The organism is Bradyrhizobium sp. LB11.1, assembly GCF_040549385.1.
Lineage (GTDB): Bacteria > Pseudomonadota > Alphaproteobacteria > Rhizobiales > Xanthobacteraceae > Bradyrhizobium.
In genome coordinates, this window is the sequence record NZ_JBEPTH010000027.1 from 21459 (window position 1) to 33555 (window position 12097).

At 64.0% G+C, this 12097-nt stretch carries 12 protein-coding genes; 7 read left to right on the top strand and 5 right to left on the bottom strand.

All coding sequences use genetic code 11. From position 1 onward, the window contains the following. Positions 1 to 15: 15 nt before the first annotated feature. From ABIA96_RS34960 to ABIA96_RS34970, 3 genes are read left to right on the top strand one after another with little or no spacing between them, the layout of a single operon-like run. A complete protein-coding gene (locus ABIA96_RS34960) occupies positions 16 to 1620 on the top strand; it encodes a carboxyl transferase domain-containing protein (RefSeq protein WP_354141462.1) in 1605 nt (534 codons plus the stop codon). A 4-nt stretch (positions 1621 to 1624) separates the two neighbouring features. Further along, positions 1625 to 3640: an acetyl/propionyl/methylcrotonyl-CoA carboxylase subunit alpha gene (locus tag ABIA96_RS34965; RefSeq protein WP_354141463.1), complete on the top strand. Its 2016-nt coding sequence runs from the start codon at positions 1625 to 1627 to the stop codon at positions 3638 to 3640. Position 3641: 1 nt separating this feature from the next. Further along, entirely contained in the window at positions 3642 to 4553 is a 912-nt protein-coding gene (locus ABIA96_RS34970) for a hydroxymethylglutaryl-CoA lyase (protein ID WP_354141464.1), read from the top strand. Between the two features lie 103 nt (positions 4554 to 4656). Here the strand turns inward: ABIA96_RS34970 and ABIA96_RS34975 are convergent, their stop codons facing one another. Genes ABIA96_RS34975 through ABIA96_RS34985 form a run of 3 tightly spaced genes read right to left on the bottom strand, consistent with a single transcriptional unit; the run spans position 4657 to position 7585 of the window. Then, complete coding sequence (locus tag ABIA96_RS34975) at positions 4657 to 6015, bottom strand: TRAP transporter large permease (RefSeq protein WP_354141465.1); 1359 nt, start codon at positions 6013 to 6015, stop codon at positions 4657 to 4659. After that, positions 6012 to 6566, bottom strand: a complete 555-nt coding sequence (locus ABIA96_RS34980; protein ID WP_354141466.1) for a TRAP transporter small permease — start codon at positions 6564 to 6566, stop codon at positions 6012 to 6014. Before ABIA96_RS34980 ends, ABIA96_RS34975 begins: the two co-directional genes overlap by 4 nt. Continuing rightward, positions 6563 to 7585: a TRAP transporter substrate-binding protein gene (locus tag ABIA96_RS34985; RefSeq protein ID WP_354141467.1), complete on the bottom strand. Its 1023-nt coding sequence runs from the start codon at positions 7583 to 7585 to the stop codon at positions 6563 to 6565. Before ABIA96_RS34985 ends, ABIA96_RS34980 begins: the two co-directional genes overlap by 4 nt. Before the next feature lie 331 nt (positions 7586 to 7916). Between ABIA96_RS34985 and ABIA96_RS34990 the strand changes: the two genes are divergently transcribed. Further along, the gene (locus ABIA96_RS34990) at positions 7917 to 8159 is read left to right on the top strand and encodes a pentapeptide MXKDX repeat protein (protein WP_354141468.1); all 243 of its coding nucleotides are present in this window, start codon (positions 7917 to 7919) and stop codon (positions 8157 to 8159) included. Between the two features lie 136 nt (positions 8160 to 8295). Here ABIA96_RS34990 and ABIA96_RS34995 read toward each other — a convergent pair whose 3' ends face one another. Further along, positions 8296 to 8643 carry a DUF6481 family protein gene (locus ABIA96_RS34995; RefSeq protein ID WP_354141469.1) on the bottom strand — a complete coding sequence of 116 codons (348 nt, stop codon included), beginning with the start codon at positions 8641 to 8643 and terminating at the stop codon, positions 8296 to 8298. 268 nt (positions 8644 to 8911) lie between these two features. Between ABIA96_RS34995 and ABIA96_RS35000 the strand changes: the two genes are divergently transcribed. From ABIA96_RS35000 to ABIA96_RS35010, 3 genes are all read left to right on the top strand, one after another. Beyond that, positions 8912 to 9148, top strand: a complete 237-nt coding sequence (locus tag ABIA96_RS35000; protein WP_354141470.1) for a hypothetical protein — start codon at positions 8912 to 8914, stop codon at positions 9146 to 9148. Positions 9149 to 9222: 74 nt separating this feature from the next. Continuing rightward, complete coding sequence (locus ABIA96_RS35005) at positions 9223 to 9450, top strand: hypothetical protein (protein ID WP_354141471.1); 228 nt, start codon at positions 9223 to 9225, stop codon at positions 9448 to 9450. 183 nt (positions 9451 to 9633) lie between these two features. Next, the gene (locus tag ABIA96_RS35010; RefSeq protein WP_354141472.1) at positions 9634 to 10437 is read left to right on the top strand and encodes a hypothetical protein; all 804 of its coding nucleotides are present in this window, start codon (positions 9634 to 9636) and stop codon (positions 10435 to 10437) included. A 304-nt stretch (positions 10438 to 10741) separates the two neighbouring features. Here the strand turns inward: ABIA96_RS35010 and ABIA96_RS35015 are convergent, their stop codons facing one another. After that, the gene (locus tag ABIA96_RS35015; RefSeq protein WP_354141473.1) at positions 10742 to 10903 is read right to left on the bottom strand and encodes a hypothetical protein; all 162 of its coding nucleotides are present in this window, start codon (positions 10901 to 10903) and stop codon (positions 10742 to 10744) included. Between the last annotated feature and the right edge of the window lie 1194 nt (positions 10904 to 12097).

Here is a 12097-nt window from a genome sequence, read left to right on the forward strand (position 1 = left end):
GAAACGCGGGACCACATGCCGCTCCATTCCAGTATCGATCCGTCTTCATCTGATTTTGCGCGCAACAGCGAATCCATGCGCGCGCTCGTCGCGGACTTGCGCGAAAAGCTCAGCCAGGTTGCCGGTGGCGGCGGCGAGGCCTCGCGCAACCGACACACGTCGCGCGGCAAGATGCTGGCGCGTGAGCGGGTCGATCTGCTGGTCGATCCCGGCACCTCGTTCCTGGAGCTGTCGCCGCTGGCGGCCCACGGGCTCTATGGCGGCGACGTGCATTCGGCGAGCATCGTCACCGGCGTGGGACGCATCTCCGGCCGCGAATGCGTGATCGTCGCCAACGACGCGACCATCAAGGGCGGCACCTATTATCCCATGACCGTGAAGAAGCATCTGCGCGCGCAGGACATCGCGCGGCAGAACAATCTTCCCTGCGTCTACATGGTCGATTCCGGCGGCGCCTTCCTGCCGCTGCAGGACGAGATCTTTCCGGACGAGCGCCATTTCGGCCGGATCTTCTACAACCAGGCGCAGATGTCGTCGCAAGGCATTCCGCAGGTCGCGATCGTGATGGGATCCTGCACCGCCGGCGGCGCCTATGTTCCGGCGATGTCGGACGAGAGCATCATCGTGCGCAATCAGGGCACCATCTTCCTCGGCGGCCCGCCGCTGGTGAAGGCCGCGACCGGCGAGGTCGTGAGCGCCGAGGAGCTTGGCGGCGCCGATGTGCATTCGCGGCAGTCGGGCGTGACAGATCACTACGCCCAGAACGATGCGCACGCGATCGGCATCGCCCGGCGCATCGTCGGCACGCTGAAGCCGTCGACGCGGCCGAACCTCAATATGCATGCGCCGCGCGATCCGCTGTTTGCAGCGGAGGAGATTTACGGCGTGGTGCCTGTCGACGGCCGCAAGCCGTTCGATGTACGGGACATCATCGCGCGCGTGGTCGACGGTTCCGAATTCGACGAGTTCAAGAAGCTTTATGGCACGACGCTGGTGTGCGGCTTCGCCCATATCTGGGGCTATCCGGTCGGCATCATCGCCAACAACGGCATTCTTTTCAGCGAGAGTTCGCTGAAGGGTGCGCATTTCATCGAGCTGTGCTGCCAGCGCGGCATTCCGCTTGTTTTCCTGCAGAACATCACCGGCTTCATGGTCGGCAAGAAATACGAGGCCGGCGGCATCGCGCGCGACGGCGCAAAGCTGGTGACGGCGGTTGCGACCGCCTCGGTGCCAAAGTTCACCATGGTGATCGGTGGCTCCTATGGTGCCGGCAATTACGGCATGTGCGGCCGCGCCTATTCACCCCGCTTCCTCTGGATGTGGCCGAACGCGCGCATCTCGGTGATGGGTGGCGAGCAGGCTTCGATGGTGCTGAGCCAGGTCCGGCGCGACAATATCGAGGCCAAGGGCGATAGCTGGTCGAAGGAGGAGGAAGACACATTCCGCAAACCGATCCGCGACCAATATGAGAGCCAGGGGCATCCGTATTACGCGACCGCGCGCCTCTGGGACGACGGCGTGATCGACCCGGCTGACACGCGCCTCGTGCTCGGCCTTGGCCTCTCGGCGGCGTCAAACGCACCGATCGAACCGACGAAATTCGGCCTGTTCAGGATGTGATGCGATGGACCGTTCAAAGCTCTACCGCCGTTTTCGCACGCTCCTGATCGCCAACCGCGGTGAGATCGCCTGCCGCGTCATCCGCACCGCGCGCGCCATGGGGCTGCGCACCGTCGCGGTCTATTCCGAGGCCGACCGCGACGCGATGCATGTCGCGCTTGCCGATGAGGCCGTGCTGCTTGGGCCTGCGCGCGCCCGCGACAGTTATCTCAGTGTCGAGCGCTTGATCGAGGCCGCCCGCAAGACCGGCGCCGAGGCCGTGCATCCCGGCTACGGCTTCCTGTCGGAAAATGCCGAATTCGCGCAAGCCTGCTTCGATGCGGGGCTCGTCTTCGTCGGCCCGACCGCGGAGATGATGAATGCGATGGGCTCGAAGTCCGGCTCGAAGGCGCTGATGGAAAAGGCGGGCGTGCCGCTGGTGCCGGGCTATCACGGTGAGGCCCAGGACGAGGCGACGCTGGCGAAGGCGGCCGAGAAGGTCGGTTTTCCCGTGCTGGTGAAAGCGTCAGCCGGCGGCGGTGGCCGCGGCATGCGCGTCGTGCGGTCCGCGGAAGAGCTCGGGCCTGCGATCGTCAGCGCCAAACGCGAAGCCAAGGCCGCGTTCGGCGACGACCGTATGCTGATTGAAAAGTACGTCGACAACCCCCGCCACATCGAAGTGCAGATCATCGGCGACAGCCACGGCAATCTGCTATCGCTGTTCGAGCGCGAATGCACGCTGCAGCGTCGGCACCAGAAGGTGATCGAGGAGGCGCCGTCGCCGACGCTCAATGCCGCTCAGCGCGAGACGGTCTGCGCCGCCGCGCGAAAGGCAGCGGGCGCGGTGAACTACGTGGGTGCCGGCACCATCGAGTTCGTCTCCGACGGCAAAGACGTGTTCTTCATCGAGATGAACACGCGCCTCCAGGTCGAGCACCCCGTGACCGAGCTGATCACCGGCATCGACCTCGTGGAATGGCAGCTGCGCGTCGCCTTCGGCGAGGCGCTGCCGCTGAAGCAGGACGAGATCAAGCTCAACGGCCACGCCGTTGAGGCCCGCGTCTATGCCGAGAACCCGACCAGGAATTTCATGCCCTCGGTCGGCAAAATCTCGACCTGGCGACTTCCGGCCGAGACTGGCGGCTTGCGCATCGACGCCGGCTATCGCGAGGGCGATAGTGTCTCGCCGTATTACGACGCCATGCTGGCAAAGATGATCGCCTGGGCGCCGACGCGCGATGTTGCGATCGACCGGCTCAACCGCGGGCTGGAAGACTCAGACGTCCGCGGCATCGTCACCAACATCCCGTTCCTGTCGGCGCTGATCACGCATCCGAAGGTGCGGGCGAATGCGATCGACACGGGCTTCATCGAGCGCGAGCTGGCGGCCCTGACCTCAACGGCGCCGGCTCCCGGCGAGCTCGAGCTGTGCGCCGCAGTGGCCGCGATCGTCAACGACGAGCGGCAAGCCGCGCAAGGGGAGGCGAATTCGCCTCTAAATTCTCCTTGGCAGACCTTTGGCTGGATGCCGGTCGGGCGACGTCAGCGCAGTTTTGCCTTCCGGGTCGGCCATGGTCCCGAGCAGGAGATCATTCTGAACTATGGTAGCGGTCCGTCGACAATCGTCGTGGGCGAACGCGAGCTGGCGTTCACGATGACGCCGAAGGATGGCGGCTTTGATCTGACGCTCAACGGCGTCAAATCCTTCGTCGCCGCCGTGATCGACGGCCACGAACTCTATTTGCGCACACGCAATGGCCGTTTCGACCTCCACTGGGTCGATCCGTTCGGTGGCGAGAGCGAGGAGCAGGCCGGCGCGGACAAGATCGCAGCACCGTTGCCGGGCACGGTCGTCGCGGTGCTGGCCGAGGAGGGGGCGACGCTCGAGAAGGGCGCGCCGATCCTCACGCTGGAAGTGATGAAGATGGAGCAGACGCTGCGCGCGCCCTATGCCGGCGTGCTGAAGTCGATCAAATGCAAGGTTGGCGACATCGTTCAGGAAGGCGTCGAGCTCGCCGTGGTCGAACCGTCGGGAGAGTAACATGGGCGATCCCGTCCGCATCATTGAAATGGGGCCGCGCGACGGCCTCCAGAACGAGAAGACGCCCGTGAGCGCCGATGCCCGCATCAGCTTCATCGAGGCGCTGGTCGGAGCCGGACTCGATACGGTCGAGATCGGCGCCTTCGTGTCACCCAAGGCGATCCCGCAAATGGCAAGCTCGGATGCCGTGCTGCGCGGCGTGAGCCATGTGCAGGGCGCCGAATTCCATGTGCTGGTGCCGAACGAGAAGGGCTATGACGCTGCGCGCGCGGCGGGTGCGAAAGTGGTCTCCGTGTTCGCCGCCGCTTCCGAAGGCTTTTCGCGCGCCAACATCAATTGCACGGTCGCGGAGTCCATCGAAAGGTTCAAGCCGGTGCTGGCGCGCGCCAGGGCCGATGGCGTGAAGGTGCGCGGCTATATCTCCTGCGTGCTCGGCTGTCCCTTTGACGGCGAGATCAAGCCGAAGGCGGTCGCCGATCTTGCCAACACGCTCTGGGACCTCGGCTGCTACGAGATCTCGCTCGGCGACACCATCGGCGTCGGCACGCCCGTCAAGGCGAAGGAGATGCTGCGCGCGGTTGCCGCCAACATTCCCGCCGCAAAGCTCGCGATGCATTTCCACGACACCTATGGCCAGGCGCTTGGCAATCTCTATGCCGGCCTGGAAGAGGGCGTCCGCGTCATCGATGCCGCCGCTGGCGGATTGGGCGGGTGTCCCTACGCGCCGGGTGCGACAGGGAATGTCGCAACCGAGGACGTCGTCTATATGCTCGAGGGCATGGGAGTGAAGACTGGGGTCGATATGGAGAAGCTGCTGGCGGCGACGAACGCGATGAGCGGCGTGCTGGGCAAGCCGCCGGTGAGCCGTGTTGCATCCGCGTTGAATGCAAAAAAGAAGCGGGCGGTCTCGTAGGGTGGGCAAAGGCGCACCAGCGCCGTGCCCACCATCTCTTTCGATCGCGAAAAATGCGTGGGCACGCTGCGCTTTGCCCACCCTACGGCAGCTGCGATTGCCGCTACCTGCTCCCGTCCGGTCCCATCACCAAATTCGGCAACCAAGTCGAGATATCCGGAACCAAACACAGCAGCAGCACTGCGGCCATCATCAGCAGCACGAAGGGCAGCGTGCCCCAGATCACTTCGCTCAACGAAATGTCCGGCGCGACGTTGCGGATGACGAAGATGTTGAGGCCGACGGGGGGATGGATCAGCCCCATCTCCATCACGATGGTCATGACGACGCCGAACCAGATGATGTCGAAATTGGCGGCGCGGAGCGGCGGCAGGATGATCGGCGCGGTCATGAGAATAATCGAGACAGGCGGCAGGAAGAAGCCGAGCACGACGACCATGACGAGGATCGCAAACAGCAGCCCCCAGCGCGGCAAATGCATCGCGACGACGGATTCGGCCGCCGACTGCGAGATGTGCAGATAGCTCATCACGTAGGAATAGAGCAGCGACATGCCGATGATCATCATCAGCATGGTCGATTCCCGGATCGTCGATTTCATGATCGGGCCGAGGTCTTCCGGCCGCCACACGCCGTAGATCGCCGCGATCAGCGCCAAGGCCAGCAGGCCACCGAGGCCGGCCGTCTCCGACGGCGTGGCGTAGCCGCCATAGAGCGCGGCCATGACGCCAGTGAGCAGTAGCACGAACGGCATCACGCGGGGCAACACGTTGAAGCGCTCGGCGAGCGTATACTCGTCGCGAGCGAGGATGGCCGCTTCCGGGCCGCCGTTCTTGTAGATCGCTTCAGCCGCGGCATACTCCCGACGGAAGCGGATCACGGCATAGGTGCCGAACAGCGAGACCAGCAGCAGGCCGGGGCCGATTCCGGCGAGGAACAGGCGTCCCAGCGACTTCTCTGCCGCGACCGCGAACAGGATCATGGTGATCGAAGGCGGAAGCAGAATGCCGAGTGTGCCGCCGGCGGCGATGATGCCGGCAGCAAAGCCGCCGGAATAGCCGCGCTTGCGCATCTCGGGGATGCCTGCCGAGCCGATCGCAGAACAAGTCGCGGGCGATGAGCCCGCCATCGCCGCAAACAGCGCACAGGCGAAGACGTTGGCGACGCCGAGGCCACCGGGCACCCGATGCAGCCAGGCATGAAGCGCCGAATAGAGATCCTGGCCGGCGCGCGACTTGCCGATCGCGGCGCCCTTCAGGATGAAGAGCGGGATCGACAGCAGCGTGATCGAGGCCATCTCCTCGTAGACGTTCTGCGTCACCGTATCCAGCGACGCTGTCGGCATGTAGATGCCCATGAACACGACCGCGACGGCGCCGAGCGCGAACGCAATCGGCATGCCCGAAAACATCACGACCAGCGTCGCGATCCCGTAAGCGAGGCCGACACCGAAAACGCTCATGGACGCTTGGCTCCAGCGAAGGGCAGCGCAAGCTGCACGAGGATCTGGACACAGAGCAGGCTCATGCCCAGCGCCATCAGCGAATAGGGAATGGCGAGGGGCGGCGACCACATCGAGTTCGAAACCTGGCCGTCGACATAGGCTTCATGGGCCAGCGTCCACGATTTCCAGGCGAAGAACACGCAGAACAGGAACGTCACGACATCGACGAACCAGAGCCTGATCCGGTTCGCCAGCGGTGACAGCAGGCCGACGAACGCCTCGATGCCGATATGGCCGCGGTTCTGCTGCACATAGGCCGCGGTCATGAAGGTAGCGCCGACCAGCAGGAACACCGCGGCCTCGTCCTGCCAGTAATTGGCGGCCTTGAACAACGCGCGGCTCAACACGCTGTAGCTCAGGATGGCGCAGGCCGCGACCAGTGCCATCGCGGCGAATACGACGATGATGCGGTTGAGGAGGGCGAGGCCACGATCGAGCGCCGCCGCAAGGCCGGTCCTTGCGGCAGCATTCGCCGTGTCGTCACGATCCCTCAGCGGACCGTGGCTCATGCAGCGACGTCGGTGGCGAGCTTCAAAAGGTTCGCGGCGGTCGCGGTCTTGGCGCCGTAATCCTTCCACGCGGTGTCGCGGGCGATGTCGCGCCACTTGCCGACGGTCGCGGCATCGAGCGCCGAGACCTTGGCGCCGGCCTTCTCATAGACCTTGGCGACTTCGACATCGTCATCCTGCGCGCCCTTGCGGCCGAAGGCCTCGAGCTCTTGGCCGACGGCGAGCAGGATGTCCTGCTGGTTCTTCGGCAGTTTGTCGAAAATCGCCTTCGACATCATCAGCGGCTCGAGCATGAACCAGTAGGACGCGCCCGCGCCCGAGGTCAGCGACTTCGCGACCTCTTCGAGGCGGAACGAGATCAGGCTGGTGGAGGAGGTGATGCCGGCGTCGCACGCCCCGGTCTGCATCGCCGCGTAGATTTCGTTCGAGGGCACCGACAGCACCGAGGCGCCGGCAGTCTGCAGTACCATGTCCATCTCGCGCGAGCCGCCGCGCACCTTCATGCCCTTGGCATCTTCCGGCGACACGATCGGCTTGGAGCGGCTGGCGACGCCGCCGGCCTGCCACACCCAGCTCAAAAGGATGATGCCCTTGTCAGCGAGGAAGTCGGTCAGGGCCTTGCCGACCGGCTCCTTCTTCCAGCGCATGCCCTGGTCGTAGGTCGTGACGAGGCCGGGCATCAGGCCGATATTGGTCTCCGGCAATTCGCCGCCGGCATAGGGCATCGGATAGAGCGAGATGTCGAGCGCGCCCTTGCGCATCGCGGAGAACTGCGCGTTGGTCTTGATCAGCGACGAGTTCGGATAGATTTCAGCCGCGATGTCGCCATTGCTGCGCTTGGCGACTTCGGCGGCGAACATGCGGCACAGCCGATCGCGGAAATCACCCTTGTCGATGGTGCCGCCGGGGAATTGGTGCGAGATCTTCAGCGTGGTTGCGGCATGCGCGGTGCCGATACCGAAGCGGAGAATGGCGGGTGCGGCGACGGCGGTCGCGAGCAGGTGACGACGCGTGAACATGACTTGATCCCCTTGAACGGTTCTTTGGAGGTTCTTGTTGGTGTGATCTGGGTAGGTCTTTGAGACCGGCGCGGAGGCCCATCCTAGCCGGTCTTTCACCCGAACTTCTCTAGTCTCATAGTTCGAGACCCAATGCCGCGGCAAGGGCCGGCCTTGTTGCGCTGCACACTTCCGGTGCCCATCAGGCCGCGCGAAGCTCCTCCGAATGGTCGAGGTCGGCAGACCCGCAGGAATTTATCGACGGCAGTGTAACAACGCGGGCTCGCAATCCGTCGAGATGAGGTAGCGGCGTCCGTCGCTGACAAACATCATCTCGAAGGGAAGATTTCTCATGACCATTCGCACCCGCATCGTGCTCGGCGTCTCGGCTGCCGCTCTCTCGCTTGGCCTCGCGCTGTCGCCGGCCGCTTTCGCCCAGGACAAGATGGGCAAGGACGACGGCATGATGAAAAAGGACACGATGTCCAAGGACGGCATGAAGAAAGACACCATGTCGAAGGACGACGGCATGAAGAAGGACACGATGTCGAAGGATGGCATGAAGAAAGACGACGGCATGAAGAAGAAGAACTGATCTTCCGCCAATCGTCACGAATCGGATTTCGTTCTCAGCCGACCATCGGGGCCGCGCAGTCAAGCGCGCCCCGGTGGGACCATTTCCAGAATGGCGAATGAGCCGAGGCGTACCTCAGTTCAATTTGATTTGAGCGCTACTTCCGCTTGGCCTTGCGAGCGGCATAGCGGGCGTCGCGTTTGGCCTTTTGATCGGCCTCGTGCTCAGCTGCCTTTGCCGCGATTTCTTCCGCCTCGCGGGCGATCCGCGCGGTTTCGAGCGCTGCGGCTTCTTCATCGCGGCGCTTCTGCTCGGCCTTTTCCGCCTCGCGCGAAGCCTTCGCCTCGGCCCGCTTGGCCGCAAGGGCCTCGCGCTCGGCGCGCTTCGCCGCGACAGCGGGATCGTCATGCCCCGGCTGCGACTTGAATTTATTCAAAAGATTTTTGCGTGCTTCCTGCGCGGCCTTTTGCCGGTCGGAGAATCCTGGTTCCCTGAATCCACTCATCGACGTACCTTGTCTTCCTCGCTTTCAATCCTACATCAAAGCCCGTTGGTACGTCGGCTGGGCACAAGCAGGCACCACGCGACGCAACATGCGTGTACATCGGCGCGCGTCGCGAAGCCACCCATAATCGCAGCCGATCAGGTCAACGAAAATCGCTGGACCAGCCGATCCTTCGTAGCCCGGAAAAACTGCCGAATTGTGATGCCCCTCATAAGGGCACCCAGCGGCGGCGCCTAGCGTCCGCCCCGATACGAGACGGAGCACGGGCATGATCTTTTTCCGGCTGAGCCTGAAGGCCCTTGCAATCACAGTCGCAACAGTGGCTGTCGCGGGCGCGGTGCTGTTGGCCGCCCGCCCGCAGCCCATCGAGAGCACCGTTCTGGGGGCCGCGTGGGAGTGCACCCAGACGGCGTTCATCCTGACAAGCTGCGCGCCGCGCGTGCAGCGGGCAGTCCCGGCGGTCGAGACCTCGCGCAAGGTGGCGCTGAGGCCGACCAAGGGCTGAGCGGCGGCGGGCCGAGCGGATGTGACGCGACGTCGCGGAGGTGATAAAGGGCCTCACCAAGCGACAAGGTCCCCATGTCCAAGCCTGAGTCCAAGCCTCCGGGTCCTACCAACAAGCCCAGCGCGCCGCCAAAACCCCAATCCGGCGACAGTCGTCGCGGCGCGATCGCGGGCCTGATCATTGCCGCCGTCATGCTCGGCGTCGGGCTGTGGCTCGCGCGTGACCTCACCGCCGCCAGCAAGATGCAGGATTGCGTGATGTCCGGGCGGAGCAATTGCAATGTGATCGAGCCGGCCCGCTAGACATATCTCGCGGCACGTCCAGACGAAAAATTGCCGTGATCTTAATCATTTGTAACGGGACATAGCTCGCCTGGCCGATCACTTTGGCAGGTCAGTTATGCCAGCCGACATCAGCCAAGCGCGACCCGAATCGTCTATCGCGCATGGACCACGGCAATTGCGAACGTTGAGGGGTAGGCACCAATGAGTGCGTCCAGCCGCATGAAGATCATCATTCCCATGGTTTCGGCCATGTCGTTGCTGGCGCTGTCTGCGCAGGCGCAGGACGCAGGGCCGCCAAGGCACGAAGGCCATCCGCCCGGGCAGGGCGCCGGCGCGCCGCCTCCGGCCAATCAGAACATGCGCAAGGGCCCGCCACCGCAGCAGGCAGCGCGACCCGGGCCTCAGCCGGGCGGTCAGGCCCACGTGGCTCCGGGAGCAGGCCCCGGCCCGCATGGTCCCGGCCCGCGTAATGCCGGTGGTCCGCCGCCCGGACCCGGTCGCCACATGGTACGCGGCCCCGCGCCGGCCCGCGATTGGGGCGGGCACGCCTATCGCGGCAATCTCGCCTGGGACGGTGGACGCTGGCGCCACGAGGTCCACAATGGCCGCCCCGGCTGGTGGTGGGACGTCGGCGGCGTCTGGTACTATTATCCGCAGCGAATGGACGGTCCGCCGGCCTACATCTCAGAAGACTATATCGACGACGTGCCGGTGGCCTATGCACCGCCGGGTCCGCCGGTCGCCTATGAACCGCCGCCTCCACCTCCGCCGGCGGATCCCGGTGCGAGCGCGCTCGGCGGGGCCATCGTTGGCGGCGTGCTTGGCGGCCTGATTTCCGGCAATGCCACGGGTGCGGCCGCAGGTGCCGTGATCGGTGGGGCCACCGGAGCGATCGCCGGCGCCACCGCCGCTTCGCGCCCGGGCTACTATCTGGCCCAGGGCAATTGCTATTACCGCTATCCGAGCGGCCAATATGTGCAGGCCGACCCGCGCGCCTGCTACTGAACCGCTCAAAGCGGCATCCGACATGAGGCGGGCCCGGTGCCCGCCTCATTTGCGTTGGCTGCTGTGTGGAGACGCAATCTGACAACGTTGCGGCGACGCACGACAACTGCCCCAACTTTTCTGTGGCGCTCGCTGCCGCAACGCGCCTTGATCAAACATAAAACGGAGACGTGAGTCGCGGGGATTGGAACATGCTGGATGCGATCCAGATCAGCCTGGCGCTTTGGGCCATGATCGTCTGCGGAGGGATCAAGGCGGCGCAACTGGTGCACTACCTGTTTTAGCGCGTGCGATCGCGTTGCGCTCAGGAGACGAGCCAAGTCAGGAACGCCATCGCGGCCCAGACCAGGCCGCCGATCCATGCCGTCATCACCAGGACGATGGTGGCGAGAAGCACGAGACCTAACGGGTCGGTCTTGCGCGATGATGCCTCAGCCTGTGCTGCGGCTTCGGCCTTTTGTGTCATGAGGCGAACAGCCATCCTTCCCGTGTCGCGTTCTTGCGGCGCGTAAGGCACTGTTTAGCGAACGCGCCGGAACTCTGCTGTGATGCAATTCACAGATCGCCAGAATCAAAACCGGCCGGTTTGTGGCGCAGGGCGCTCAGAACACGATGACCAGTGCGATCAGGTCTGGCGCGTCTGACCTGACGTCGTCAGCCAAAATGGAGCTCGCGGGTGCCCGGTCGCGCGTCAAATTCGTCGCGGTAACATCGTGCGGAAGCCCGCTCCGATGTGACTTTCGACCTCCGCAATCATACGGACGAAATTGCCACGCACTTGTCCAGATCGGCTGGCTAAACTTGGTCACATGTGTACCAGGTACGACCCACAGCATGAAGCCGAGGCGGCGATGAAGCGCGCTGCGGCGTCCGAAGGCCCCGACCGGCAACGGCTCATCGAGCTGGCGCTGGCCTGGCATCGGCTCGCTCGCGATCGGCGCGACGACGAGCGAAGGGGCTGATTTTTCGTCTAACAGACACGTTCGCCCAGTTCGGGTCTTGGCACCAGTCATGAGAAAGCCCCGTGCTCGGGGGACAAGCACGGGGCGCTTCAAAGCCGACCGGGCAGGCAGGTCGGCACCACTCTGTTTCGTTCGATCCAACCGCGTGGTCTGAATCTCGTTCCACACCGCCTCGAAATTCGTCGCGCGGCTGGTCGCTGCGGCTGGAGGGCGGATAGGAACGTCTGTTTCGTGTCGACGTTGGCCGGAAATGACAGACCCCGAATTGCGCGCGCAGTCTTTCGAGATCGCCTGGAAATATCTTGACCGGTCCGGTCCGGTCTGCTCATGGGCGAGCACAAGGATTCAGCCCGCTTCATCCTGAACAGGATCGACCGCATGATGCTGCGGAGGGAGCGGCGTAGATTGCTGCTCTCGAACGCCGCGATCGATGCGTACAGGCTTAGGCCTGCGCTCGCGACGCTGAATGCACGACTAACTCGCGCGCGTGAAACGCTGCGTTAAGACTTGGCCGCTGTCGATTTTTGGGGTGCCGATTCGTGCTTTGAGAACGGAGCGGAGTCGGATCGTGAACAAACGGAATGCTGGATCATCAGGGTCTAACAGTCTGCTGAAAAACCTTGAAATGGAGAATTTTCATATTTCCGCCGATCGTTTTTGGAGCGGCGCGGTAGAGTTGGATGTAATTTCTAGCTTGG

Bases quoted from the DNA above. Each gene is read 5' to 3' on its own strand.
- ABIA96_RS34960 (WP_354141462.1), top strand. From the start codon at position 16: ATGCCGCTCCATTCCAGTATCGATCCGTCTTCATCTGATTTTGCGCGC.
- ABIA96_RS34965 (WP_354141463.1), top strand. From the start codon at position 1,625: ATGGACCGTTCAAAGCTCTACCGCCGTTTTCGCACGCTCCTGATCGCC.
- ABIA96_RS34970 (WP_354141464.1), top strand. From the start codon at position 3,642: ATGGGCGATCCCGTCCGCATCATTGAAATGGGGCCGCGCGACGGCCTC.
- ABIA96_RS34975 (WP_354141465.1), bottom strand. From the start codon at position 6,015: ATGAGCGTTTTCGGTGTCGGCCTCGCTTACGGGATCGCGACGCTGGTC.
- ABIA96_RS34980 (WP_354141466.1), bottom strand. From the start codon at position 6,566: ATGAGCCACGGTCCGCTGAGGGATCGTGACGACACGGCGAATGCTGCC.
- ABIA96_RS34985 (WP_354141467.1), bottom strand. From the start codon at position 7,585: ATGTTCACGCGTCGTCACCTGCTCGCGACCGCCGTCGCCGCACCCGCC.
- ABIA96_RS34990 (WP_354141468.1), top strand. From the start codon at position 7,917: ATGACCATTCGCACCCGCATCGTGCTCGGCGTCTCGGCTGCCGCTCTC.
- ABIA96_RS34995 (WP_354141469.1), bottom strand. From the start codon at position 8,643: ATGAGTGGATTCAGGGAACCAGGATTCTCCGACCGGCAAAAGGCCGCG.
- ABIA96_RS35000 (WP_354141470.1), top strand. From the start codon at position 8,912: ATGATCTTTTTCCGGCTGAGCCTGAAGGCCCTTGCAATCACAGTCGCA.
- ABIA96_RS35005 (WP_354141471.1), top strand. From the start codon at position 9,223: ATGTCCAAGCCTGAGTCCAAGCCTCCGGGTCCTACCAACAAGCCCAGC.
- ABIA96_RS35010 (WP_354141472.1), top strand. From the start codon at position 9,634: ATGAGTGCGTCCAGCCGCATGAAGATCATCATTCCCATGGTTTCGGCC.
- ABIA96_RS35015 (WP_354141473.1), bottom strand. From the start codon at position 10,903: ATGACACAAAAGGCCGAAGCCGCAGCACAGGCTGAGGCATCATCGCGC.